This window comes from Flavobacterium sp. JP2137 (assembly GCF_050562195.1).
GTDB lineage: Bacteria > Bacteroidota > Bacteroidia > Flavobacteriales > Flavobacteriaceae > Flavobacterium.
Genome location: NZ_CP191647.1, coordinates 2,324,943 through 2,351,238 on the forward strand (window position 1 = coordinate 2,324,943; position 26,296 = coordinate 2,351,238).

Here is a 26,296-nt window from a genome sequence, read left to right on the forward strand (position 1 = left end):
CGCGCTTATGACTTTACGGCTTGATGATAAGTTAGGGGTTTTGAAATCAAATTTAAAGCCAAGAGTTCTTGCTGCACCGCTTCAAAAGACTCGGCACTCAGCGGTTGCTGCGACCACTGTGTCAGTTGTAGCCATTGCTGTATATCGGCGGTTTTTTGTTGAAATTCAGACGCTAAAGTGGCGTCGATATTCGGGAGTTGCTTGAATTCTTGGGTGGTGGCATTGATGGTTTTTAACAGCTGTGCAACCACTTCCGGATGCTGCTCCATATAGGCGTTGCGACCGACAATGACAAAAGAAGGCCAAGGGGTTGGGCATTCGCCCAGGCGTTTAAAAACACCTTGGTCCACCAAGGGCTGCGTCATAAAGCGCTCCCACATAAAGTAATCTGCCTGAGCCTCCGTTAAGGCAGTCACGGCACCTTCTAGGGTGTTGACCACTTTTAAAACCGGTGCTGCCTTCCAGTTTTGCTGCTTGGCGTATACCAGAGCCATCAGGTGAGAGCCCGAACCCGGTCTGCTTATGGCGACGGTTTTGCCCTCCAGTTCCCCACAGCTTTGCAGCGGAGAATTGGCCGCTACGTGTATGCCCCATAACAAGGGTGAAGACACGTATTCTTGAACGATGCTGCAGGGATTGCCCAAAGCGATGTCTTTGATGATGCCTTCGGTTAAAATCACGGCAAAATCCGTGGTGCCGTCGCGCAGCATTTGGCACATTTTGCCCGTACCCTCCGGTACTGCTGTCCATGCTAAGTTTAAATCGACAGCCTTAAAACCTCCCCGATCTATAGCCAGTTGCCACGGATGGTTAAAGTGCTCCGGTACTCCTGCAATTCGAACTGTTTTCATCTTTGATGATTTTAACTGCTAAGATAGGAATTGCAAGCTTGATTTGTTATAATTTTTGGTTAAAACGCAAAAAAAATCTCCTTCGCTGTGGAAGGAGATTTTTGGGTATTATTGCATGGAACCGGTTTCTTTAAATTGAAGATGAAAGTTAAACGCTTCATTGAGCAGATGAGGCGTATGACCACCTACGAGTTTAGCCCGCTCAAAATAGTCGCGTATTGCGGGACGGTAATCCGGGTGCACACAGTGGTCTATGATGACCTCGGCGCGTTCGCGTGGCGATAAACCTCGCAGGTCTGCCAAACCTTGATCGGTAACCAAGATATCGACATCGTGCTCGGTATGATCGACATGTGATACCATGGGTAACACGTGTGAAATCGCGTTGTTCTCCTTCGAAGCGGCCTGAGTGACAAAGATGCTCAAATAGGCATTTCGCGCAAAATCTCCCGAACCGCCAATCCCATTCATCATTCGGTTTCCTCCGATATGCGTGGAATTGACGTTGCCGTATATATCGAATTCTATGGCGGTATTGATGGCTATAATTCCCAATCGGCGAATCACCTCAGGTGAATTGCTGATGTTTTGTGGGCGCAAGACCAATTTGTCCTGGTAGTTGCCAAAGTTCTTTAAAATTCGCTGATAGCAGTTTTCCGTTACCGTAATCGATGAACCAGAGGCAAAGGTCATCTTGCCCGAGTCAATCAGGTCAAAAGTACTGTCTTGCAACACTTCGGAATACATGGTCAGGTTTTCAAACGGACCGTCGATCAGTCCGGTGAGCACGGCATTGGCAACCTTGCCGATACCGGCTTGCAGCGGTAATAGAGAAGGGGTGAGGGCTCCTTTTTTAATTTCGCCTTCAAAAAAGCGAAGCAGGTGTTTGGAAATAGCGGTCGTCTTTTCGTCGGGCTGAGTTAATTCGGCCGGAGTGTCTAGAATATCGGTAAAAACGACTCCAATCACAGCTGCTGGATTCAGGCGTATAAAGGCTTCTCCAATGCGGTCATTCACCGTTTGTATCGGGATGATTTCGCGGTTGGGATAGCTTTGAGGTACAGAATTGTCGTGAATTCCCCTAAAGGAAATCGGTACTAAGGTGTTGATTTCAATGATTATTTTTGGGGCTGCAGCTGCAAAATAGGCCGAGTTACCAATAGAGGTAGTCGGGATGATAAAGCCTTGGTCGTTGATAAAAGACGCCTCGATTATCGCAATGTCTACAGCGGGAATATGTCCGCACTGCAACTGCTCGATCGTTTCGCTAAGGTGCTGATCCACGTATTTTAACTCGTAATTATTGATGCTCTTTCTCAATGTAGCGTCTGCTTGAAAGGGCATTCTGCGAATTAAGGCGTGGTTTGCGGCCAAATCGGCATCGGTGGTATGCCCCAAAGAAGCACCTGTAATCAAGGTAATGGCCACCTCTTCCGTTGCGGCTCTTTTGGCAAATGCCGGCAATACCGATTTGCTGTCTCCAGCTTTGGTGAAGCCGCTTGCGCCAACTACTGCTCCGTTTGGAATGAGTTGTGCTGCCTGTTCTGCCGTGATGATTTTACTTTTATATGCTTCAAAATTAATTCTATCTAAAGGCAAATTTTCTTCGATCATGTTCAAAATAAATTAAGCCCTAAATTTAAGGCTATTTTACACGTGGTAAAAACTATATGGACATCTATTTTGTGTAAAACCCTATTTTAGACTGATTTTAATATAGGGTGATGGAAATCGCGCCCCCACAGTGCGGAAGGTGCAGCGCTTTGGCGGCGGCTTTGTTGTATTTGCGGTTTTAAAGCAAAAAAGCCAACCTATTCGGTTAGCTTTTTTAGGGTGTATTGTATCAATGCCCGTACCGCCTTATAGGGGTCGTTGCTAAAAGTGCCGTCGGCCCTGTTGGCGATAATCGCATTTAGGGATACCGCTTGATGACCGAGTAATTTGGCCAAACCGTAAATGGCTGCGGTTTCCATTTCTAAATTGGTCGTCCGTTGGCCGTTGTAGCTAAAGCTGTCGATTTTGCTGTTGAGGGCGCTGTCTGCTAAGGCGAGTCGCAAAACGCGACCCTGAGCGCCATAAAATCCTCCTGCCGTTGCTGTAATGCCGTAGTGAACCTCGTCGCTGCTCAAACACGCTTCTAGTGCGGGGCTGTTGCGCACGATGTACGGACGTCCTTTGTCGCTATTCCACTGGGTGTGCGCGATAAAAGCCTCTTCCATATCGTCTTCGCAAATGCCTTTCAGCTCGTAAGACCGCAGCATATTGTCCATACCTATTCCGAATTGCGACAGCAAAAAATGGTCGACGGGCAAGTCGGCATGTAAGGAACCCGAAGTGCCTACGCGTACGATGTTGAGCGCGGTGTGCTGCGCTTTGGGCAAACGCGTTTCAAAATCGATATTGACCAAGGCATCGAGCTCGTTGAGTACGATATCGATATTGTCGGGGCCGATACCGGTGGAAATCACCGAAATGCGCTTGCCTTTATAGGTGCCGGTATGCGTTTTAAATTCCCGCTTTTGAGTGGTGAATTCCACCGTGTCAAAATGCTCGGATATCTGTTCTACGCGATCTTGATCACCGACGAAAATCACGTCCAACGCCAAGTTTTCCGGACGCAGATTAAGGTGGTAAATACTCCCGTCGGGATTGAGAATTAATTCAGAAGATTGGATGGGCATGCTGTTGATTTTTTTGATTAACCGCCTACGCGTTTGATATGGAATCCCTGTTTTTTAAGGGACTCCATGATTTTATCTCTAAAGTTTCCCTGGATAATGATTTCGCCGTCTTTGGCAGAACCGCCCACACCACATAGGGTCTTGAGTTGTTTGGCCAAGGCTTTTAAATCGTCGTCACTCCCTTGAAAACCCTTGATCAAGGTGGCTACTTTGCCACCTCGATTTTTCTTGTCTAAATGAGCTTCTAATCGCTGTTCATTAGCCGCTAAAGGCGCCTGTTCCTCGCTGGAATCCTCATACGTAAACGAGGCATTGGTCGAAAATACAAAGCCTCCTAAATCTTCTAAATTACTGATTTTTTTACTCATTAGTACCGGTTATTTTTTGATTAATCCCAATTCTACCAAACGCTCGTGCAAATAGGCACCGGCGGTGATGTCTTCGAATTGCTTGGGATGGTTGGCATCGATGCATTCCTCCAAACAGTTTAACGGCATCTCGCTGATCGGATGCATAAAAAACGGTATGGAATAACGCGATGTTCCCCACAGTTCCCGCGGCGGATTCACCACCTGGTGTATGGTCGATTTTAAGCGGTTGTTGGAATGTCGCGACAACATATCTCCCACGTTGATCACGAGTTCGTCCGGCTGTGCAATGGCGTCGATCCATTGTCCATCGTGGTTCTGTACCTGCAAGCCCTTTCCTTGAGCACCCATCAATAGGGTAATCAGGTTAATGTCGCCGTGTGCTGCTGCGCGCAACGCATTTTTGGGTTCGTCTTGAATCGGAGGATAGTGGATAGGCCGCAATATGCTGTTGCCGTTTTTTAGAAAAGCGTCGAAGTAAAATTCGTCTAATTCCAAGAATAGCGCTAAGGCGCGAAGTACGTAAACCCCGGTTTTTTCCAACATTTGATACGTTTCCTTGCCCACCTCGTTAAAGTGTGGCAATTCCTTTACTTCTACGTTGGCCGGATAACTCCTTTCGAGTTCGGGATCGTCTTGAACGTATTGTCCAAAATGCCAAAACTCTTTTAAATCGCCCTCTTTACGTCCCTTGGCATGCTCTTTTCCAAAAGATACATACCCGCGTTGTCCGCCGATACCCGGTATTTCATAACTGGCTTTTACCTCCAATGGAAGGCTAAAGAAGTTGCGAACTTCGGTGTATAAACTTTCGACGAGTTGGTCATCGAGGAAGTGACCTTTCAATGCTACGAATCCAATTTCTTCGTAGGCTTTTCCGATTTCATTTACAAATTTTTGTTTACGTATCGGGTCGTCCGATAGGAAATCACGCAAGTCAACACTGGGAATGTTTTGCATTGTTATAATTTGTTTAATAAAAAAACTTAATATAAGTGAAGCAAATTTACTGATATTTTTTAATAGTAATGCGCAAATGGGGAGTATTGTGTGCTTAAAATAATTTTAATTCGCTCGAAGCTTTTGGCGCATTCAAAAAAGCCTTAAATAAGGAGGGAGCGGAGTCCATAATAGTGCTCCAATGGCGAGGCAATCCCACAAATTCTTAAGGAGAGCCCACTTTTTAACAGTTTTTGCCGCTGTGCTGCTTCCGAGTGTTTTTTGCTTTTTGTCAAATTGTCTTTTTATTAAATTTTTTAAGAGAAATAACTTGCTTTTTGACAATAAAACCAATATATTTACTAATATCGTTTGGAAGTTATCGAAAGGAAATGTATAATATTAAAAATTACCATTATGAAATTAAGACTTTTGTTGTTTCTAGTAGTGCCGTTGTTCGTAGCTTGTAATTCCAATGCAAAAAGCGGGGGGCTTAGACAAGATGAAAGAGCCGCAGAAGCCATAGGTGGCTGGCTGTATTATTATTCGATGAATAAAAATTACGATTCGATTTACAACCTGATGGGGCAGGACTACTTTGCCAAGACATCCAAGGAGCAGTTGAAAAATTACATCATCGAAAAAGAAGAGAAATTAGGTGAGATAAAGACTTTTGAAATTAAGGATTGGAAAAAGCATCAGGCGGAGGGCGATTCCGATATCGATGCCCAATACGTTTTGCGCTATAAGGTGGAATACGTAAACGGCGCGTCGGAAGAAACCTTGTATCTGTCCAAAGAAGATGGCGATTTAAAAATCATGGATTATAAAGTAGCTGCAGCGGGCCTATAAGTTCGGTGCCCTGATCGGCGAAAGTACAATGGAAAACCACCTGTGCAAAAAGGCATACCGCTTTTTTGTATAGGTGGTTTTTTGTTTTTTAAAACCCTGCTCCAAACAAAAAAGACATCCCAATCGATCGATTGGAATGCCTCTGGGATAAATAAAATTAAAAAGACTTATTTTCTCTTTATTTGATTGAGTTTTTCTTCGGCTTTATCGCCTTCTTTTCTAATGTCTTTTTTCACTTCTTGAATCTTGGCGTCTTCTTTCTTTTTTACCTCTTCAACCTTGGCTTTTGACTTGCCAATTTGGTCGTTTACTTTGGCTTCTCCCTTGTTTTTAGACTCGTTTACGGTAGCCTCGTATTTTTTGCCTTTTTGCTCGACTTTAGTCGTTTCTTTAACTGTGGCTGCTTTTAGTTTTTCTCCGGTTTGTGCCATACCGCTTGCAGTAGCAAATAAAACGGTAAGTGCGGCAAAGGCAATTGATTTCTTAATGTTCATAATTTTTGGTATTAAGTTGTTAATAGCGTGTAAAAACATTTGTTTGCTTTTACAAAGTGAAATTAATATATAATTTCTTTGAAAAGTGTGTAAAATATTTTTTTGTGAAAAAATTAATAATATCCCCGGTTGTCTTTCTGGGTTGTCAAGTATTAAGGCGCTGTTTAATAGTTGTTTATAAGGGGGTAAATATGCACAAAAAAAATGACCTTAGCGCGAAATACTGTTAAATTTTTTTAAGTGTTTGAGTGGCAACACCTGCGGAACGACTGCCTTGTTTTTTTTCGCGATTCGCGGGTTGCTAAAACAGAATTGACACGGCATATAAAGCGTTGTAGGCGTGATAAAGAAAAGTTCTTTTTTATCCCGTTGAGAATCAACTGCTAACAAAGCGGATTTAAGCGGTGTTTTTTTTAGTTATTCTTTAAAGAATTCTTAATTTTAACCCCTTTATGACTAACTATGGAAAATATAAAATACGACAAAAAAGATTTGACTAACGAAGTCCTGTTGGATTTGTATAAAAAAATACTTAAACCTCGATTAATCGAAGAGAAAATGCTGATCTTGATTCGTCAAGGCAAGGTGTCTAAATGGTTTTCGGGTATAGGACAAGAAGCGATTTCCGTTGGCGTAACCGCGGTTTTGGATCGTGACGAATACGTATTGCCGATGCACAGAAACTTAGCGGTTTTTACCAGTAGAGATATACCGCTTTACCGCTTGTTTTCGCAATGGCAAGGTAAGGCAGACGGTTTTTCGAAGGGGAGAGAGCGCTCTTTTCACTTTGGAACTCAGGAATACAATATCGTGGGTATGATTTCGCATCTGGGACCTCAGTTGGGACTGGCAGACGGAATTGCCTTAGCGCATAAATTGAAAAAAGAACATAAAGTAACGGCGGTATTTACCGGTGAGGGGGGAACTTCGGAAGGCGATTTTCACGAAGCCCTAAACGTCGCTTCGGTATGGGATTTACCGGTGTTGTTTGTCATTGAAAACAACGGTTACGGGCTGTCTACGCCAACCAACGAGCAATATCGCTGTGAAAACCTGGCCGATAGAGCGGTGGGTTATGGGATGGAGAGTCATATCATCGACGGAAATAACATTTTGGAGGTCTACACCAAGCTGACGGATATCGTGAGCGCCATGCGCGCCAATCCGCATCCGGTTCTCATAGAGTTTAAAACCTTTAGAATGCGCGGACACGAAGAGGCCAGTGGAACCAAATACGTGCCTCAGGAATTGATGGACATGTGGGCGGTGAAAGATCCTTTGGAAAACTATAAAAAATACTTGTTGGAACAGGGCGTATTAACCGCCGATGCCGATGTGGAAATTCGCGCCGCCTTTAAAAAGGAAATCGACGAGCACTGGGCTAAGGTACAAACCGAACCCCTGATCGAAGCCAACCTCGAAGAGGAATTGCGCGATATGTATGCACCTTACGAACACCAAGTGTTTGAACCCGCAGCCGAAACGCATAAAATACGTTTGGTAGATGCGATTACCGAAAGTTTAAAACAATCGTTTGAACGCCACGACAACTTGGTCATGATGGGGCAGGATATAGCCGAATACGGCGGTGCTTTTAAAGTGTCGGACGGCTTTGTCGATTTGTTTGGAAAAGAGCGCATTCGAAATACACCCATTTGCGAGAGCGCCATCGTTTCTGCGGCGATGGGCTTGTCGATCAACGGACAAAAAGCCATAGTGGAAATGCAGTTTGGCGATTTTGTTTCCACCGGATTTAACCCCATTGTCAACTACTTGGCCAAAATTCACTACAGATGGAATGAAAAAGCCGACGTCGTAGTGAGAATGCCTTGCGGAGGCGGTACTCAAGCCGGTCCTTTCCATTCCCAAACCAACGAGGCGTGGTTTACCAAAACTCCCGGTCTAAAAGTGGTTTATCCCGCTTTTCCAGCCGATGCCAAAGGTTTGATGAATACCGCAATCAACGACCCGAATCCCGTGATGTTCTTTGAGCATAAAATGCTCTATAGAAGCATCTATCAAGAAGTCCCGACCAACTACTATACGATTCCCTTTGGAAAAGCAGCCCTGTTGAGAAGTGGCGCAGCGGTAACCATCATCACTTTCGGTGCTGGGGTACACTGGGCCTTGGAAACTCTGGATAAATATCCACATATCCAAGCCGATTTGCTCGACTTGAGAACCCTACAGCCACTGGATTGGGAATCGATTTACCAATCGGTTAAAAAGACCGGTAAAGTCATCGTTTTACAAGAGGACTCTTTGTTTGGTGGTGTGGCCAGTGATATTGCCGCGACGATTATGGAAAACTGCTTTAAAGACTTAGACGCTCCCGTAAGGCGAGTGGCGAGTTTGGAAACCGCGATTCCGTTTGTCAAAGCACTGGAAGATCAGTACTTGCCTAAAGGGCGATTTGAACGGGACCTAATCGATTTATTGGCCTATTAAATCAAAACCAAAAAAAACAAACCCATACTATATATGAATACAATCACACGAACCGATTTTAACTTTCCCAATCAAAAATCAGTATACCACGGTAAAGTACGTGAAGTATACAATATTAATGACCAGTTGTTGGTGATGATTGCTACTGATAGACTGTCGGCTTTTGATGTGGTTATGCCAAAGGGGATTCCTTATAAAGGACAGATTTTAAATCTGATTGCCACCCGATTTATGCAGAAAACGCAAGATATAGTTCCCAATTGGTTGATCGCAACGCCAGACCCCAATGTGGCGGTCGGACATTTGTGTGAGCCCTTTAAAGTGGAAATGGTAATTAGGGGGTATCTTTCCGGACATGCAGCCCGGGAATACACCTTGGGTAAACGCGTTTTATGTGGAGTGACCATGCCTGAGGGGATGAGGGAAAACGACCGTTTTCCGCAGCCGATCATCACGCCGTCTACCAAAGCCGATTTGGGCAATCACGACGAGGATATCGCTCGCGAAGACATCCTTAGTCGCGGTATCGTTTCGGAAGAAGATTACGTGATCTTGGAACAATACACCAGAGCACTATACCAAAGAGGAACGGAAATAGCCGCGAGTAGAGGCCTGATTTTGGTCGATACCAAATACGAGTTCGGAAAGACCAAAGACGGAAAAATTGTACTGATTGATGAGATTCACACACCGGATTCTTCGCGTTACTTTTATGCCGAAGGCTATGAACAACGCCAAGACAGCGGGGAGCAGCAAAAACAACTGTCCAAGGAGTTCGTCAGACAATGGCTGATTGCCCATGACTTCCAAGGCAAGGAAGGACAAGTGATTCCCCTGATGACCGACGATTATATTCAAACGGTTTCCGACCGCTATATCGAGTTGTGTGAAAACATTTTAGGCGAACCGTTTCTGAAGGCAGATGTTTCCGATATAACAGAGAGAATCGAGAAAAATGTAGTGGCTTTTTTGGCCGATTATAAAGAATAGAAATAGCGTATTGTATGGAATTATTAAAGAGTCTTTATTGGAGACACGCCACCAAAAAAATGAATGGAGCTGTGGTTCCAGAGGTCGAAGTAAGTCAGATTATCAAAGCGGCTCGTATGGCACCGACCTCGTCGGGTTTACAGCCCTTTGAGATGATTTTGGTCAAAAACAAAGCCTTTAAAGAACGCATTTACAACGAAGCAGCCAAACAATCTCAGGTAGTAGACTGTTCGCATTTGTTGATATTTGCAGCCTGGGATCAGTATACCCCAGCGAGATTGGATGCGGTTTTTGACAATATGGAAGCCGTGAGAGCGCTGCCTAAAGGAGCGATGGACGACTTTAAAAACAGCGTCTTAAAGAGTTTCGACACTTGGGATCAGGAAAGGCAATTTCAACACGCCGCCAGACAGGCCTATATCGCGTTCGGTATGGCTATAGCAGCAGCGGCGGAATTAAAAGTAGACGCTACCCCTATGGAGGGCTTTGACAACGCGATTTTAGACGCATTGTTGGGCTTGGAAAAAAAGGGTTTAAAAAGCGTTACCCTGTTGCCTTTGGGATATCGGGATGAGGAAAACGATTGGTTGGCGCCGCTAAAAAAAGTGCGCATGCCGCTGGATGCCATGTTGACCATTATAGAATAAAACGGAAAAACCGACCCCATTTGGAGTCGGTTTTTTTGCTTTTTAAGCGGTTTGCCCACGCCAAAAGGAGGCAAAATAGCGGATTTTTTAGCGAAAAACAGCTATTTTTAATACTGATAAATCGCTAATTAAACGGCGTTTTTTAGTGGTTTTACCTTTTTATATGAGGTGTTTTTTGATTTAACAGAGAATAATGCAATACAAAAAGCTTTTTTTAAGAATCTTTTCAAAGTCGAATTATTAGTTTTTCTAATTAGATTGTATTATATTCGTGATCTGTAATATTATTTATTTCATCATACGGTTTTACTATGAATCAAACGGCTATAAAAGAACCCCTTTCTTTTGAAGATTTCAAAAAAGAGGTTTTACAAGACTATAAAATTGCGCGCACCAGTAGAGAATGTAGTTTATTGGGTAGAAGAGAGGTGTTGACGGGAAAGGCGAAATTCGGAATCTTTGGAGATGGAAAGGAAGTGCCTCAGTTAGCGATGGCCAAGGCCTTTCGCAATGGCGATTTCCGCTCGGGTTACTACCGCGATCAGACCTTTATGATGGCTATAGGTGCGTTAAATATTCAGCAGTTTTTTGCCGGTTTATTCGGACATTCCGATATCGATCACGACCCCATGTCTGCCGGACGTCAGATGGGCGGGCATTTCGCTACCCACAGTTTGGACGAAAAGGGAAATTGGAAAAAATTGACCGAACAGAAAAACTCCAGTGCCGATATTTCTCCGACTGCCGGTCAAATGCCCCGTTTATTGGGCTTGGCACAGGCGTCTAAAGTATATAGAGAACTGTCGCATATCGATGCGGAAAACAATTTTTCGGTCGAGGGGAACGAAGTGGCCTGGGGAACCATTGGCAATGCCTCTACCTCGGAGGGATTGTTTTTTGAAACTATCAATGCTGCAGGGGTATTGCAGGTGCCGATGGTAATGAGTGTCTGGGACGACGAATACGGAATCTCGGTACACGCCAAATACCAAACCACCAAGGAAAACATCTCGGAAATCCTCAAGGGCTTCCAAAGAGAAGACGACCAAAAGGGCTATGAAATTCTCCGCGTAGCGGGTTGGGATTATGTAGCTCTGATAGAAACGTACAACAAAGCCGCACAAATAGCGCGCGAGCAACACGTACCGGTATTGATACACGTACAGCAGCTCACGCAACCACAAGGACACTCGACTTCGGGGTCTCACGAGCGTTACAAGAGCAAGGAGCGCTTGGAATGGGAAGTGGAATACGACTGCTTGTCCAAAATGAGAAATTGGATCGTGGAAAACAATATCGCTACAGCCGAGGCTTTAGACGTCTTGGATCAACAGCTTAAAAAAGAGGTGTTGGAGGCGAAAAAAGCAGCTTGGAGTGCCTATATCGACCCGATTAAAAAAGAACGCACCGAATTGGTAGCACTGTTGCGCGAGTTAGCGCCACAAAGCGCGGCTAAAGCGGCAATCGAAAAAACCGCTGCAGACCTAGAAGCGATAAAAGAACCCATCAGAAAAGAAATACTATCCACGGCGAGAAAAGTGTTGAGAACCGTGGTTAATGAAGCCCCTCAGGCGGAGGTAGCACAGTTTATCAAAGGCTATTTCGACAAGATACAACCCAAATTCAGCTCGAATTTGTATTCCCATTCCAAAGATAGTTTGGCGCATATCGTTGAGGTGCCCGTAACCTATGACGACAATGCCGAAGAAGTAGATGCCCGAGTGGTGTTGAGAGACAACTTCGAAGCAATCTTTAAAAAACACCAAAACGCCCTGATTTTCGGAGAGGACTCCGGTAATATCGGCGATGTGAATCAAGGTTTGGAAGGTTTACAAGAAAAATTTGGCGAAACCAGAATATCGGATACCGGTATCCGTGAGGCTACGATTTTAGGCCAGGGTATAGGTATGGCGATGAGAGGATTACGCCCGATTGCAGAAATACAATATTTAGATTACCTCTTATACGCTATTCAAATCATGAGCGATGATTTGGCTACCTTGCAGTACCGTACTTCAGGCAAGCAAAAAGCACCGCTTATCGTCCGTACACGCGGGCACCGACTAGAGGGAATCTGGCATTCCGGATCCCCTATGGGAATGATTATCAATGCGATTAGAGGTATGCACGTACTGGTACCGAGAAACATGACCAAAGCCGCTGGTTTTTACAACGCCCTGTTGGAAACCGACGAACCGGCATTGGTGATTGAGTGTTTAAACGGTTACCGTTTAAAGGAAATCATGCCCAACAATTTAGGTGCCTTTAAAACCCCTATAGGCGTGGTGGAAACCATGAAAGCAGGAAGCGACATCACCGTGGTTTCCTACGGGTCTACCCTGCGTGTAGTGGAGCAAGCAGCAGCCGAATTGCTGGAATTGGGCATAGAGGTGGAACTGATCGACTGCCAGTCTTTACTGCCGTTCGATACCCAACACCACATTGCGGAAAGCCTTAAGAAAACCAACCGCTTGTTGGTGGTAGACGAGGATGTTCCCGGGGGAGCATCGGCCTATATCTTACAGGAAATCCTTGAAACCCAAAATGGATACCGCTATTTGGATAGCGCACCTCAAACACTGACCGCTAAGGCACACAGGCCTTCTTATGGTACCGATGGAGATTATTTCTCTAAACCTTCAACTGAGGATGTGTTTGAAGTGATTTATGCCATTATGAATGAAGTTAATCCAACGAAATATCCAAGTTTATATTAATTCGAATTATATTTTTGGTACAAAAAGGGCTTTTCTTATGAAAAGCCCTTTTTTATTGCCAAGCCTTAGGGAAATCGAAGTCCGGGTTATAGCGGGTAGAAAGCGGTTCAAAATGACTCGACTCCCGAGCTAAGGGAGGTGTTTGCCGTTCGACTTGTTGCAGCGAAGGTCTAGCGAATAACCAAAAAACAAGCCTTAAACGATGTTCTCTCTAGGTTCAAAATAGACGTGTAGAACCAATTGATCCTGTGTTTTGTCACCTAAGGCGGTATGCCTGAATCCGCGTGTTGGACATGGTGATGTGTTTGTGCTGATAAACGCACACAGTGCCTTGGTGAAACACCTTGACGATCGGGTGGATTCCGGTTTTGACACCAGTCATTGCTTTACACTCGATGGACTTAACGGACGGGTTAAACATTATTTTTATTCCCCACACCCCAATCCTTTTTTTAAAATTCAAGTTAGCGGTAAGTTGAATGTCAACGCCTTGTCCATTGTCAAGGACACCCTTCTAATGACTGGACATTATACAAATGTTTTGCATGGCGTGTCCCGATTGTTTATCGGCAAATATTTGCCATCCACATTGGGGCTTGATAAGCAGACACCCATACAGTATAAGTGGTTGCTGTATCCCAATCCAACGGACGGCCGTGTTTTTTTGCAAGCGGTGAGCGGCGAAGTTTCAACAGTAACGAATATAGAGGTGTATGACACGGTTGGAAAACGGGTGTATTCAAAATCGCCAAATGCAATTAACCACTCCTGTATTAGCCTGGATTTAGGGCAGCTGCAAACGGGAATTTACCACCTCGTAGTACGCAGTGAGCAGGGGGCGTTTGTCAAAAAAATAATTGTCAAAAACGGTATACATGGCGTGCCATAGGCATAGCGCGGGTACATTTAAAATATCGGTAAATAGCCTGTTGCTTTTGCGTGCATTTTAGTTGAAACCTTAATATCTTCAATAAATTATTAGTAAAATCTTTTTTTACAAATCAAATTGTGAACTTTTTTTGTTTTTAACTTTTTTACTAGAAGTTCGACTTGAATTCTAAGGCTTTGGCAGCTAAAATTGATAGCGAAATATTATGATTGCATATAAAATATCATTATTTTTGCCCATTGTTTTTAAACATAGCTATATTATGATAAATGATTTATTCGACAGAATACATAAAAGTAAAGGACCGCTAGGAAAATGGGCTTCACAAGCTGAAGGATACTACGTGTTCCCTAAATTAGAAGGCCCTTTGTCTAATCGTATGATGTTTCATGGCAAAGAAATTATCAATTGGAGTATTAACGACTACCTCGGTTTGTCCAATCATCCCGAAGTGCGTCGCGTTGATGCTGAAGCAGCAGCAGAATATGGTGCCGCATATCCTATGGGAGCGAGAATGATGTCTGGACACACGACCATGCACGAACAGCTTCAAGACGAACTAGCCGCTTTTGTAGATAAAGAGGCCGCTTATTTATTGAACTTCGGATATCAAGGTATGGTGTCGATCATCGATGCTTTGGTCACCAAAAACGACGTGATTGTATACGACGTGGATTCTCATGCTTGTATAATCGATGGTGTTCGTTTGCACATGGGAAAACGCTTTACCTACCAACACAACGATATTGAAAGTTTTGAAAAAAACTTACAACGCGCTACAAAAATGGCCGAAACTACCGGAGGGGGAATCCTAGTGATTACCGAGGGGGTTTTTGGTATGCGTGGACAACAGGGAAAATTAAAGGAAATCATCGCGCTTAAAGACCGCTATAACTTTAGATTATTGGTAGACGATGCACACGGTTTTGGTACCTTAGGGGCTACTGGAGCAGGTGCGGGTGAAGAACAGGGATGCCAAGACGGTATCGATGTGTACTTCTCGACCTTTGCCAAGTCTATGGCTAGTATTGGTGCTTTCGTGGCCGCTGATCAAGATATTATCGATTATTTGAAATACAATTTGAGATCGCAAATGTTTGCTAAAGCCCTTCCGATGATCTTTGTCCTAGGAGCGCTTACGCGTTTAAATCTTTTGAGAACGCAGCCAGAACTCAAAGCCAAGCTTTGGGAAAATGTCAACGCCTTGCAAAACGGACTTAAAGATCGCGGTTTCAACATCGGCGATACCAATACTTGTGTCACTCCCGTATACCTCGAAGGAAGTATACCCGAAGCGATGGTCTTGGTCAATGATTTAAGAGAGAATTACAGCATCTTCTTATCCATAGTGGTATATCCGGTAATTCCAAAGGGAATTATCTTGCTGAGAATGATTCCGACGACCTCGCATACCATGCAAGATATCACGGAAACCTTGGCTGCTTATGAAGCGGTAAGAGAAAAATTGGAAAACGGAACCTATAAGGAAATCGCCGAGAGAACGACAGTAGACGTGAGCAACGCATCCTAAGTAAACGGGCCCTCAAAGAGCGAATTGCGCTAAGATAAATATCAGTCATAAAAAAAGCTTCCCATCGGGAAGCTTTTTTTATGACTATAACAGGCGACACACTGGAGCAATCACCAATTTGTGGGTGATAGACGGCGTTTAGAGGGGCTTTTTAAAGGTCTTTCTACGCTTGTGTATAATCGGGCTAAACTGCTTCCACAATTGCTGTATTTTGTTGTTTTCCAGCAATAGCGGATTGGTTTCTATAAAGGTGATTCCCTTTTTGATAAAATGGTCGTAAATCTCTTTAAACATCAAGGCATTAACACCTTTGTTTTGGTATTCCGGATCGATGCCAATCAAGTAAAACTCCGCGTGGTTGTTTTTTTTCATCGCCCGCAACAGGTGAATAAATCCAAAGGGAAACAATCGGCCGTTGGCCTTTTGAAACGCCTTGGAAAACGACGGCATTGTAATGGAAAAGCCAATCATCTTGTGGTTGCGGTCCATCACGCAGGAAATGTAATCCGGATGGATGAACGACAGGTATTTTTCCTTGTAATGTTCGATTTGAAATTGCTGAATCGGCACAAAGCTCTGCAATTCTGCATAGGTTTTGTTCAATAACCCAAACATTTCATCGACATAGGGCAACAGCTCTTTGATCGTTTTAAACTCCAAGAGCTTGACCTCGTATCGCTTGGATACCAAATCGGCCAAAGTATTGATCTTTTCGGGGCTAAAGGTGTTGATGTCCAATTTGTATTCCATCCACTCCGCTTCGGTTACATAACCCAATTGCTCTAAGTGCTGGGGGTAGTATTCGAAATTGTAGATGCCGATCATCGTAGCGATATAATCAAAGCCGTCGGTCAGCATACCGGCCTTGTCCATATTGGAAAAGCCCATGGGACCTTCGGTATACTGCAATTGATGCTCGCGACCAAAGGCCTCGACTTGCTCCAACAGCGCCTTGGTCACCGCGATGTCGTCGATCATGTCAAGCCAGCCAAAGCGAACCTTGGACTTTTGCAGCTCGTTGACCTCGATCCAATTGATGCAGCCCGCTATGCGTCCCGCTATTTTTCCGTCCTTATAGGCCAGGTAAAACTTGACGGTGACACTTTTAAAAATGTCGTTGGACTTGTTAAAACTCTTGAACTCCTCTTTGATTATCGGCGGAACCCAATAGGGGTTTTTCCGGTAAAGAGAAAAGGGAAATTGGACGAAATCCATCATTTCTCGATCGGTAATTGCTTCTCTAATCTCTATCATTGCATTTATTTTAATTCTACCGCGCGGTGGTTTTTGTCAAAGCGCCAAGAAAGGCCTAGCTGAGCGAAAAAGGAACCGTGGCTCTCGCGTTGATTCATACCTCCGGAAAGGTCTATTTGGGTATTTTTATCTAAAAGGGTCGCCATGCCCAATCTAAAATTCATCTCTTGGTAAAAATCGTTTTTGTAACCTTGGTTTTCTACAAATGCAGACCAGTGATTGTTGATGCCGTGGGTTAGGGTGAGTACATAACCGTAGCCTCGGTAGTCGTTGGAGCTCAGCTGATCGGCCATGATGTTGGTGATTAGGGCCCATTTAGGACTGAAGTGCTGCTGGGCAATCACGATAACCCGAGGGCTCATTTCCGGGGCTTCGGGGCTGGAAAAGACCCCTGTGGGCTTGGCAGCTGCTCCGGCATACACGGCAATGGCCGGAATCAAACGGCGCCACTTAAAGCGCTGATTGGCCTTCCAGCTGTATACGTTGATCTTTTCCTCGTAGTTTTTAAACGGATCGTAAATCAGGTATTTCGCCCCGAGTTCCATCTGGGAAAACCCCGTAGTGGAAGCCCCGTCGATTTCGGTGTAAAAACCCTGCTTGGCAAAGCTGAAATCGGCTACGAGTTCCAGGGTTTCCATAAAGGCACCATAGCGCAGCTGCATCTCGGCAGTATATTGATTCTTGACGTTGTCCACGCTGGGGTCGTCGTGGTAAAGCACACCCGCCTCCAATTGAAAAACGGTTTTGCCCACGGAAAAAGCACCCATGGATTGACTCGGTCGATTGGAATTGATTTCGCCGGTGTGTTGGGCAAAAACAGTACCGCTGATCAGCAGTGCTGCGAAGACTTTTATTGGTTTGAGCATGGAGCGCGTTTTAGTTTATCAAAAATAAAGAATTAAAACGAGAAGCAGCCTCATAGTTTCTGGATTAAGAGGATTTCATTGTGATTTTGTATTTTCGACAAACGCCGTATGCGATAGGCTTCGGACTCGTATTGCTGCAGATAGGCCGTATTTCGATCGCTGTGCTCCGCGACCAGCGTGATGGTGTTAAACAACAGCTGGGAACCGGGGTGAAGCATTTTTTTTAAATGCGCCACAAAATGCGGTTCAAACAAAAATGACGGCATCTGAGTGTCTTGAAAGATATCCAAAACAATCAGGTCGTAGCTGCGGGTGTTTTTAAGCGCAAATTCGAAGGCATCGCCCAGGATGATTTCGTGCTGATCAAAATGATCGAGCTCAAAAAACTTTTTGGCAACGCCGAGCACGGCAGGGTCGAGTTCGACACTGGTGATTTTGTTCCGGTATCCGATGTCGTAGCGAAGGGTGTGCAAGATACTACCGGCACCCAGTCCCAAAACCAAAACGCTCTCCATTTTGCGAATCTCGTCAAAACCGATTTTGCGCAAACCCATCTTTAGTATTTTTTGCAAATTGCCATAGGAGTAGTTGGTGTTGACCGTATCCAAAACCAACTTGCCATTGTTCCAGGTCACCTCTAAAGTAGTGTTGATTTTAGAAGAATATTTTTTGATGGTTATCGGAATGAAATAACTCAGGAAACGCGCGATCATATTTTCAGTTGTGAACTACAAATATAAATGTATTTTAGCAGCATATAATTGACAAATGAAGAAAAAGCTATATCAATGGGTCTTCTTTAGACTGATGGGATGGAAAATTGCGGGAGCTCTGGATCCAAATATTAAAAAATGCGTGATGATAGTGGTGCCGCATACCAGCTGGCACGATTTCTATCTGGGGGTACTCACTCGCGGTATTGTGGATTTGGACATGAATTTCGTCGCCAAAAAGGAATTGTTTGTCTTTCCGTTTAACTATTATTTTAAGTGGATGGGCGGTGCGGCCTTAAACCGAAAAAAACAGAGCAATAAAGTAGAGGCCATAGCCGATATTTTTGACGAACAAGAGGTGTTTCGCCTGGCGATAGCTCCAGAGGGAACCCGCAAAAAAGTGGGAACCTGGAAAACGGGATTTTATTATATTGCTCAGCGCGCCAAGGTTCCTATAGTTCCCGTGGCTTTTGATTATGGTAAAAGAGAAGTCAGGTTTTTTGAACCGTTTTATCCCACGGGCCAATTCGAAAAAGACATGGCTTATCTGCAAAACCTCTATCAAGGGGTATGGGGCCGAGAAGCGAAAAACAGCTATACGCCCGACTCCGATTAATTGGGCGTGTAAGGGCTAAAAGTTCCGTCGGTATAAAAAATGACAATCTGTTCGATCTCCTTGATCGGGCGGATTTTTTTTATGGCTAAAGCTTGGGGAGTGTCTTCGAATTTCTCCTCGACAAGTGGGGCGGTAGACGCTGTTGCCGTTTCTTTTTCCACGACCGAATCAACGCCGGCTTCAACGGCTTTTTCCACTGCTTGTTTGGAAAGATCGGTCGAAGGCTCAGGAGCGGCAATAGGCAGCACTTCCGAAAAAAGAGAGGGCGACCCCGTCTGAATTACCGGGCTGTTTTCGGCCGAAAAATCACCTTCACCCTTTAAGAGCCAATAGAGATTTAACTCGGGGAAAGCCTCGTATATCTTCATGATAAAATCCAAGCTGGGTTTGTTTCTTCCCGACAAGAGATGGGAAAGACTAGAGCGTTGCACGCCGATTTTATCGGCAAAAGTAGAGGCGGTAAACTCATAGTGCTGCAGTAAAAATTCCAAGCGGTTTACAAAGTTATCCATAGTTGATTGGTTAAAAATTAACAATAGAAGTGTTTACAAATGTAATAAAATATTGTTTACAAAAGAAAACTTTTGGACAAGACGTTTTTAAATAAGTTAAGCTTCACTTTAATTAAAGCTATATAAGTCACTGGTATATAATAAAATAAACACATAAAAGTAAACGATTAAAAATAAATTACCCGCTTGGGGTGTCAAAAGTCAATTCCGTATTTCAACTTGTTACAAATGTAAACAAAGGATGGTTTTAAGTTGTTTACATTTGTAAATAATAAGTTGTTTACTTTTGTAAATCGTAAAATAAGAACATGAATATAGAGGATATACTACGAGAGTATACATCGACTCTCGTGCGGGGTCGTTATGTAGTCGCTGCGGATTTAGAAGCGGTGTATGCGGAATTAACTGCGGACTTTAAGGTGGAGACCGTCGGTTTTTCCGTACGGGAAAAGGCGATAAAATCGGTGGAGATCGGCGGGGGGCCAACGCGGATTTTAATGTGGTCTCAGATGCACGGTAACGAATCTACCACGACCAAAGCCGTGGTAGATTTGTTGTCTTTTTTAAATTCCGAGGAAGCGTTGGCGAAGCTTTTTAAGGCGCGTTTTAACTTGTTGATCGTGCCGATTCTCAATCCCGACGGGGCGGAAAACTACACCCGTACCAATGCCAATGAGGTGGATTTAAACCGCGATGCCACAGCGCTATCGCAGCCGGAGAGTCGTTGTTTAAGGGGGCTCTTTGATCGCTTTAAACCCGATTACGCCTTTAATTTACACGACCAACGCACGATTTTTGCCGCCGGAAAAACCGCCAATCCCGCTACGATCTCTTTCTTGGCGCCCGCTTTCAACGCCGAACGCGAGGTAAATCCTTCTCGTTTAGAGGCGATGTTGTTGATCGCCGCGATGAATCAGGAGCTGCAAAAGCAGTTGCCCAACCGCATCGGGCGCTTCGACGATGCCTTTAATATCCACTGTATCGGCGATTATGCGCAGGCTTTGGGAATACCGACAATACTGTTCGAAGCAGGGCATTTTCCTAGGGATTATGAGCGAGAAATCACTAGAAAGGAAGTTTTTAGGTCTCTATTAACAGTTTTAACGAATATTATTTCAGAAAAATTCCGAAATCTAACAATAAATGATTATCTTGCAATACCGGAGAATGAGAAATCGTTTGTCGATGTGTTATTTACAGATGTTCAGGCAGTCAATTCCCAATCAAATAAAAAGGATTCGGTTTGGGTACAGTATAAAGAGGTTTTAACAGATAAAATTGTTAATTTTGTACCTTATATAATAGCCTGCAATAAGGGGGACGGTTTACAGGCACATTTAGTGGTGGAAACTCCTGTCAAATGGAAGGGGGATCGACCAAACCTAAATGAATTAATTGACGGAAATCTAGGCGATTTCATAGATTTGGGACAATTAAGTGTTAATGAATTGCTAAAAAAATAATAAAACTACGGATTTACTAAAGATCACTGATTTTTTGTAGTATTTTTGTAGTTCAAATTAGAATTAGATAAATTATTGATTTATGAGTAAGTTTCGATTAGATGAGATAGATCATCAAATTTTGGATATGTTGATTGACAACACAAGAGTACCCTTTACAGATATTGCAAAGAAACTCTTGATATCCGCAGGAACAGTTCATGTTCGTGTTAAGAAAATGGAGGATGCAGGGATAATTCAAGGATCATCTCTTACCTTAGATTATGAGAAATTAGGATATTCTTTTATTGCATATATTGGAATCTTCTTACACAATACTTCTCAGACTAAATTCGTATTGGAAAGAATTAATGAAATTCCTTTCGTTACTGTAGCTCACGTTACTACTGGTAAATTTAATATCTTCTGTAAGATTAGAGCAAAAGACACCCGTCATGCTAAAGAGGTTATTTATTTAATCGACGATATCGATGGGGTTTATAGAACTGAATCGATGATTTCTTTGGAAGAGAGTATCAACGACAAAAAGCGTTTGATGCACACGATTTTTAAAGAACTTTAGTAGACCGAAAAATTATATTGACTTAAAACTGCCTTCGGGCGGTTTTTTTTATAGCTAATAACGCGTAAATTTTATGGATTCTCTCACGCAGATAGTTTTAGGAGCGGCCATTGGCAATGCGGTTCTGGGAAAGAAACTGAAGAATAGGGCGGTGCTCTACGGGGCAATCGCCGGTACCATTCCCGATTTAGACGTGGTGTTGGGCTTGTTTTTAGACCCGATTTACGCCTTGGAGATACACCGAGGCCTCAGTCATTCCTTTTTGTTTGCCACGCTGTTTGCTCTGGTTTTTGGCTATGCGCTGCACCGCTGGGAGCGGCATCGTGGAGTTTCGTTTAAAGAGGGGTTTAGCTTGGTCTTGTGGGGGCTGGTTACCCATTCCTTTTTAGATGTGTTTACCACTTGGGGAACACAGCTGTTGTGGCCGTGGAATTTCTCCTTTGCCTTTAAGTCGATCTTCGTCGTCGATCCGCTGTATACTTTGCCGTTTGTTTATTTTTTGATCCGATCGATGCGCGAGACCTCGAACATGAAACGCCGGATGAAGTGGAATACCTACGGCTTGGTGGTCAGTTCGGCCTATTTGGCGCTGACGCTGTTGCTCAAATGGGCGGCCTACGAGCGGTTTGAAGACAGTTTAGTCGCGGAAAAAGTGGCTTACCGCTCTTTGGTAGTCAAACCGACGGCTTTTAATACGATATTGTGGAATGCCATAGTGGAAACCGATACTGCTTATCGCATCGGCAGCTACTCCTTTTTGGATACCGCTGCCATAACCTACGAGCACTACGATAAAAACTGGGAGCTGATCGGCAGCATCCGAGAGGAGCCCGTCGTTCGCCGTTTGATCGGTTTGTCTCAGGGGGAATACGTGATTTCTCAGGTCGAAGACAGTTTGTTTTTTAACGATTTGCGCTTTGGCTTGTTAAAGAGCGACTCGACAGCTGTTCAGTTTGCCTTTAGTTATTACCTCTTTGAGGATCCCCAAGGGGAATGGCAGGCAGTAGAGGTTAAGAAGGACAAAAGAGATGGGGTGCTGCTGCTCCAAAATTTGTGGATCCGCTTGAGGGGAAACTAGAACAAGCGGTCCTTTGCCGTACAAGAGGCAGTGGGTTGTAAATTAAAATTTTTATCTTTGAAGGATAAGAAACTAAAGCGATACAGAATGAAAATATTGATCTCGCCAGCAAAATCGTTGGATTATAAAACCCCGGTTCCCGTGGCGCAAACGACGGTACCTGTGTTTAAAAAACAGGCGAAAGTGGTGCACGAGGTTTTAAAGACCTACAGCCCAGGAGATTTGGCCGACCTCATGCATATATCCGATAACTTAGCGGCGTTGAACTGGACGCGAAATCAGCAGCGTACCCTCTTGCCCAAAGGCGAGTCTGAGCGTTTTCGCGCAGCGGTTTATGCCTTTAATGGCGACGTTTATGGCGGATTGGATGTGTATACACTCCAAACGGCCAAAACCGACGATTTGCAGGATAAACTCCGCATACTGTCGGGTTTGTATGGCTTGCTTAAGCCCTTGGATTTGATCGAGCCTTATCGCTTGGAAATGGGAACTAAAATGCCGGTGGGCGCCGCGGCAAATCTATATGAATTTTGGAAGCCCCTAATCGCTGTCCAATTGAATAAAGAGATGAAAAAAGGCGAGTTGTTGGTTAATTTAGCGAGTAAAGAATACTTTACTGCCGTCGATAAAAAGGCTTTGATCGGCACTTTGGTCACGCCGGATTTTAAAGAACTCCGCGAGGGAAAGCTCAAGTCGATCAGTTTTTTTGCCAAAAAAGCCCGGGGTATGATGGTGCGCTACATCTTGGATTGCGAAGTGGAAACCATAGAGGGCTTAAAGGGCTTTAATTTAGATGGTTATGCTTTTAGCGCTTCCGAGTCTACGGAAAGCAATTTGTTGTTTACGCGATAATTTACCTCAAATCAGCACTTTCGAAATAAGTGTGTCATTTTATAATTAATAGTTGCTTTTTAAACTCTTAATGATGAAATTTGACTTTTTAATACACAAACGATAATGGAAGAAATACATTATATAAGTTCTGATGTGTTTTCTATGGAAACCCTTCAGCGCATAATTATAGAAAATCAGCAAATTCAACTCTCTGAAGAAGCGCGCGCAAATATTGAAAATTGCCGGGCGTATTTGGATCAAAAAATGCGAACACAAGACGCACCTATATACGGTATTAACACGGGTTTTGGGTCGCTTTGCAATGTAAAAATCGATTCGGAAAACCTGTCGCAACTCCAGGAAAACTTGGTAAAATCACATGCTTGTGGCACGGGCGAATTGGTTCCGGAAGCCATCGTAAAAATCATGTTGCTCTTAAAGATCAAATCCTTGAGTTTTGGAAATTCAGGGGTGCAATTGATCACGGTAGAGCGCTTGGTGGATTTTTACAATTCCGATGTGTTGCCGGTTATCTACAACCAGGGCTCTTTGGGCGCTTCTGGCGACTTGGCACCTTTGGCGCATTTGTCTTTGCCGTTGCTCGGAGAGGGCGAAGTGTATTACCGCGGAAAGAGACAGTGGGCCAAAGACGTGTTGACTCAGTTGGGTTGGGAGCCGATTAAACTGCAATCCAAAGAGGGCTTGGCCCTGTTAAACGGAACGCAATTTATGAGCGCTTACGGCTGTTATATCTTGATGAAGTCGCAAAAGCTTTCCTACCTGGCCGATTTGATTGGCGCGGTTTCCCTAGAGGCTTTTGACGGTAGAATAGAACCTTTTAACGAGTTGATTCACCTGGTGCGTCCGCACAAGGGACAAATTCACACCGCTAAGTTTTTTACCGAAGTCTTGGAGGGCAGTGAAATACTCGCACAACACAAGGAGCACGTGCAGGATCCGTATTCTTTTAGATGTATACCGCAAGTACACGGGGCTTCTAAGGATACCATCGATTACGTCATGAAAATATTTAAAACCGAAATCAATTCGGTGACCGATAATCCCAACGTTTTTTACAGTCAGGACTTAATTATTTCCGGTGGAAATTTTCACGGACAGCCCTTGGCATTAGGCTTGGATTTCTTGGGTATAGCCTTGGCCGAACTGGGCAATATCTCCGAGAGGAGAACCTATCAATTGATTTCGGGAACCCGAGGACTTCCGCCGTTCTTGGTCAATGATCCCGGTTTGAACTCCGGATTTATGATTCCGCAGTACACCGCAGCCAGTATAGTGAGTCAAAATAAGCAGTTGGCCACGCCGGCAAGTGTAGACAGTATTGTTTCGAGTAATGGACAGGAAGATCACGTGAGTATGGGGGCAAATGGAGCGACTAAAACCCTGAGAATTATCGAGAATTTAGAGCGCATTTTAGCCATTGAATTGATGAACGCCAGTCAGGCTTTGGAATTTAGAAAACCTTTGAAATCCAGCGATTTAATCGAGTCTTTTATCAGTATTTATAGAGAAGACGTACCCTTTGTAAGCGAAGATCGAATTTTGCATTATGACATTCAAAAATCCATCGCGTTTTTGGACTCTTTTCAAATAGATTCCGAAGTGTTTTACTAGGCACGCCATTTATAAATGGAAAACCACACTTTTTGTTTGCAAAAAGGGTGGTTTTTTTTTATATATTCCTATCTTTGTTTGGATTAAAATAAATCCTTTTGACGACAATAAATAAACTGAAGATATTAAACGATCCAATTTATGGGTTTATCACTATACCCAATACTTTGTTGTACGACTTGATTGAGCATCCTTATTTCCAACGCTTAAGGAGGATTTCTCAGATGGGTATGTCTTATTTAGTTTATCCCGGCGCCCACCACACGCGGTTTCACCACGCCTTGGGTTGTATGCACATGATGCAAAAATCCGTTCAAGTACTGCGTTCCAAAAACGTAGAAATTTCCCCAGAAGAAGAAAAAGCCCTATACATAGCCATATTGTTACACGATATCGGCCACGGTCCGTTTTCACATGCCATGGAACACAGCATTGTGGAAAAAGTTTCTCACGAAGCGATTTCGCTGCTGTTTATGAACCGCTTAAACCAGGAGTTTGAGGGGCAATTGGACTTGGCTATTCAGATTTTTAAAGGGCAATACCACCGGAAATTCATGTTGCAACTCATTTCGAGTCAGATGGATATGGATCGTATGGACTACCTCAAACGCGACAGTTTTTACAGCGGTGTAGCCGAGGGGAATATCAACTCCGAACGCCTGATTCAGATGATCAACGTCGAGGACGATACCTTGGTTGTAGAGGAAAAGGGAATTTATTCCGTTGAAAAATTTATCGTTGCCCGTCGACTGATGTATTGGCAAGCGTATTTACACAAAACCAGCGTTTGTGCCGAACTGATTTTGATGCGCGTTTTAAAGCGCGCCAAGGAGCTCACGCACAAGGGCACGGTACTGTGGTGCAGCAATGCGCTGCAGTTTTTTTTACAAAACCAAATTTCCCTAGAAGATTTTGACCAAAGCGCCTTGGAGCAGTTTGCCTTGCTCGACGATTCCGATATCATCGGAGCCCTGAAGAGCTGGCAGTTTCACGACGACTTTGTGCTCTCGGAATTGAGTAGGATGATCATCAATCGCGACCTGCTTAAGATCCGATTGATTTCGGAAAAAGTCAGTAAGGAAGAGGTCGATTCGATGCGTACTCAATGGATGACACTAAGGGGACTCACCAAAGAAGAAGCCAGTTATTTCATCTTTAGGGGTAAGGTTAAAAATCAAGCCTATAAAAAATCGGAAGAACCCATTCGGATATTGAAAAAGAACAAGGAAGTAGTCGATGTTTTAGAGGCTTCGGATCAATTAAATCTCAAGGCGCTTTCCAAACCGGTAACAAAGTATTTTGTTTGTTACCCAAAAACCTTATTAGAAACTTAAATTTCAATAATATTTTATATTTTTG

24 protein-coding genes are annotated in these 26,296 nt (G+C 43.8%); 14 read left to right on the forward strand and 10 right to left on the reverse strand.

The window, feature by feature from the left end; all coding sequences use genetic code 11:
- Positions 1-5: 5 nt before the first annotated feature.
- The 5 genes from ACQZ43_RS10220 to ACQZ43_RS10240 all read right to left on the reverse strand — a co-directional run bounded on the left by ACQZ43_RS10220 (position 6) and on the right by ACQZ43_RS10240 (position 4,860).
- Positions 6-851, reverse strand: a complete 846-nt coding sequence (locus ACQZ43_RS10220) for a substrate-binding domain-containing protein (RefSeq protein ID WP_430612299.1) — start codon at positions 849-851, stop codon at positions 6-8.
- Between the two features lie 108 nt (positions 852-959).
- Positions 960-2,465, reverse strand: coding sequence for a succinate CoA transferase (locus ACQZ43_RS10225; RefSeq protein WP_430612301.1), 1,506 nt, complete (start codon positions 2,463-2,465; stop codon positions 960-962).
- 197 nt (positions 2,466-2,662) lie between these two features.
- Entirely contained in the window at positions 2,663-3,532 is an 870-nt protein-coding gene (locus ACQZ43_RS10230) for a nucleoside phosphorylase (RefSeq protein ID WP_430612303.1), read from the reverse strand.
- A gap of 17 nt (positions 3,533-3,549) precedes the next feature.
- On the reverse strand, positions 3,550-3,900 hold the full coding sequence (locus ACQZ43_RS10235; protein ID WP_430612305.1) for a translation initiation factor: 351 nt from the start codon (positions 3,898-3,900) through the stop codon (positions 3,550-3,552).
- A gap of 9 nt (positions 3,901-3,909) precedes the next feature.
- Complete coding sequence (locus ACQZ43_RS10240) at positions 3,910-4,860, reverse strand: isopenicillin N synthase family dioxygenase (protein WP_430612307.1); 951 nt, start codon at positions 4,858-4,860, stop codon at positions 3,910-3,912.
- Between the two features lie 396 nt (positions 4,861-5,256).
- Here ACQZ43_RS10240 and ACQZ43_RS10245 point away from each other — a divergent pair, with 396 nt between their 5' ends.
- Positions 5,257-5,691 (forward strand): hypothetical protein, encoded by a 435-nt coding sequence (locus tag ACQZ43_RS10245; protein ID WP_430612309.1) that lies wholly within the window; start codon positions 5,257-5,259, stop codon positions 5,689-5,691.
- A 167-nt stretch (positions 5,692-5,858) separates the two neighbouring features.
- Here the strand turns inward: ACQZ43_RS10245 and ACQZ43_RS10250 are convergent, their stop codons facing one another.
- Complete coding sequence (locus ACQZ43_RS10250) at positions 5,859-6,185, reverse strand: hypothetical protein (RefSeq protein ID WP_430612311.1); 327 nt, start codon at positions 6,183-6,185, stop codon at positions 5,859-5,861.
- Positions 6,186-6,647: 462 nt separating this feature from the next.
- Here ACQZ43_RS10250 and ACQZ43_RS10255 point away from each other — a divergent pair, with 462 nt between their 5' ends.
- The 6 genes from ACQZ43_RS10255 to ACQZ43_RS10280 all read left to right on the forward strand — a co-directional run bounded on the left by ACQZ43_RS10255 (position 6,648) and on the right by ACQZ43_RS10280 (position 15,407).
- Entirely contained in the window at positions 6,648-8,633 is a 1,986-nt protein-coding gene (locus ACQZ43_RS10255; protein ID WP_430612313.1) for an alpha-ketoacid dehydrogenase subunit alpha/beta, read from the forward strand.
- A gap of 33 nt (positions 8,634-8,666) precedes the next feature.
- Positions 8,667-9,623, forward strand: coding sequence for a phosphoribosylaminoimidazolesuccinocarboxamide synthase (locus tag ACQZ43_RS10260; protein WP_430612315.1), 957 nt, complete (start codon positions 8,667-8,669; stop codon positions 9,621-9,623).
- Between the two features lie 14 nt (positions 9,624-9,637).
- Positions 9,638-10,270 carry a nitroreductase family protein gene (locus tag ACQZ43_RS10265; protein WP_430612317.1) on the forward strand — a complete coding sequence of 211 codons (633 nt, stop codon included), beginning with the start codon at positions 9,638-9,640 and terminating at the stop codon, positions 10,268-10,270.
- Between the two features lie 311 nt (positions 10,271-10,581).
- Positions 10,582-12,987, forward strand: a complete 2,406-nt coding sequence (locus ACQZ43_RS10270) for an alpha-ketoacid dehydrogenase subunit alpha/beta (protein WP_430612319.1) — start codon at positions 10,582-10,584, stop codon at positions 12,985-12,987.
- A gap of 334 nt (positions 12,988-13,321) precedes the next feature.
- Complete coding sequence (locus ACQZ43_RS10275) at positions 13,322-13,876, forward strand: T9SS type A sorting domain-containing protein (RefSeq protein ID WP_430612321.1); 555 nt, start codon at positions 13,322-13,324, stop codon at positions 13,874-13,876.
- 262 nt (positions 13,877-14,138) lie between these two features.
- Positions 14,139-15,407 carry an aminotransferase class I/II-fold pyridoxal phosphate-dependent enzyme gene (locus ACQZ43_RS10280; RefSeq protein ID WP_430612323.1) on the forward strand — a complete coding sequence of 423 codons (1,269 nt, stop codon included), beginning with the start codon at positions 14,139-14,141 and terminating at the stop codon, positions 15,405-15,407.
- Positions 15,408-15,545: 138 nt separating this feature from the next.
- Here the strand turns inward: ACQZ43_RS10280 and ACQZ43_RS10285 are convergent, their stop codons facing one another.
- The 3 genes from ACQZ43_RS10285 to ACQZ43_RS10295 are packed head-to-tail and all read right to left on the reverse strand — an operon-like array spanning position 15,546 to position 18,240.
- Positions 15,546-16,661, reverse strand: a complete 1,116-nt coding sequence (locus tag ACQZ43_RS10285) for a GNAT family N-acetyltransferase (RefSeq protein WP_430612325.1) — start codon at positions 16,659-16,661, stop codon at positions 15,546-15,548.
- 5 nt (positions 16,662-16,666) lie between these two features.
- A complete protein-coding gene (locus tag ACQZ43_RS10290) occupies positions 16,667-17,527 on the reverse strand; it encodes a transporter (RefSeq protein WP_430612327.1) in 861 nt (286 codons plus the stop codon).
- A 50-nt stretch (positions 17,528-17,577) separates the two neighbouring features.
- On the reverse strand, positions 17,578-18,240 hold the full coding sequence (locus ACQZ43_RS10295) for a spermidine synthase (protein WP_430612329.1): 663 nt from the start codon (positions 18,238-18,240) through the stop codon (positions 17,578-17,580).
- A gap of 55 nt (positions 18,241-18,295) precedes the next feature.
- On the opposite strand from ACQZ43_RS10295, the gene ACQZ43_RS10300 reads away from it, so the two are divergent.
- Positions 18,296-18,856: a 1-acyl-sn-glycerol-3-phosphate acyltransferase gene (locus tag ACQZ43_RS10300; protein WP_430612331.1), complete on the forward strand. Its 561-nt coding sequence runs from the start codon at positions 18,296-18,298 to the stop codon at positions 18,854-18,856.
- Here the strand turns inward: ACQZ43_RS10300 and ACQZ43_RS10305 are convergent.
- On the reverse strand, positions 18,853-19,368 hold the full coding sequence (locus tag ACQZ43_RS10305; RefSeq protein WP_430612333.1) for a helix-turn-helix transcriptional regulator: 516 nt from the start codon (positions 19,366-19,368) through the stop codon (positions 18,853-18,855). The genes ACQZ43_RS10300 and ACQZ43_RS10305 overlap by 4 nt on opposite strands.
- A 308-nt stretch (positions 19,369-19,676) precedes the next feature.
- Between ACQZ43_RS10305 and ACQZ43_RS10310 the strand changes: the two genes are divergently transcribed.
- The 6 genes from ACQZ43_RS10310 to ACQZ43_RS10335 all read left to right on the forward strand — a co-directional run bounded on the left by ACQZ43_RS10310 (position 19,677) and on the right by ACQZ43_RS10335 (position 26,271).
- On the forward strand, positions 19,677-20,831 hold the full coding sequence (locus ACQZ43_RS10310) for a M14 family metallopeptidase (protein WP_430612335.1): 1,155 nt from the start codon (positions 19,677-19,679) through the stop codon (positions 20,829-20,831).
- A gap of 82 nt (positions 20,832-20,913) precedes the next feature.
- The gene (locus tag ACQZ43_RS10315; protein WP_219294019.1) at positions 20,914-21,393 is read left to right on the forward strand and encodes an Lrp/AsnC family transcriptional regulator; all 480 of its coding nucleotides are present in this window, start codon (positions 20,914-20,916) and stop codon (positions 21,391-21,393) included.
- A gap of 73 nt (positions 21,394-21,466) precedes the next feature.
- The gene (locus ACQZ43_RS10320) at positions 21,467-22,471 is read left to right on the forward strand and encodes a metal-dependent hydrolase (RefSeq protein ID WP_430612338.1); all 1,005 of its coding nucleotides are present in this window, start codon (positions 21,467-21,469) and stop codon (positions 22,469-22,471) included.
- A gap of 87 nt (positions 22,472-22,558) precedes the next feature.
- Positions 22,559-23,323, forward strand: a complete 765-nt coding sequence (gene yaaA, locus ACQZ43_RS10325) for a peroxide stress protein YaaA (protein WP_430612340.1) — start codon at positions 22,559-22,561, stop codon at positions 23,321-23,323.
- 105 nt (positions 23,324-23,428) lie between these two features.
- Positions 23,429-24,937 (forward strand): histidine ammonia-lyase, encoded by a 1,509-nt coding sequence (gene hutH, locus ACQZ43_RS10330; protein ID WP_430612342.1) that lies wholly within the window; start codon positions 23,429-23,431, stop codon positions 24,935-24,937.
- Positions 24,938-25,035: 98 nt separating this feature from the next.
- The gene (locus ACQZ43_RS10335) at positions 25,036-26,271 is read left to right on the forward strand and encodes an HD domain-containing protein (RefSeq protein ID WP_430612344.1); all 1,236 of its coding nucleotides are present in this window, start codon (positions 25,036-25,038) and stop codon (positions 26,269-26,271) included.
- The last annotated feature ends 25 nt before the right edge of the window (positions 26,272-26,296 follow it).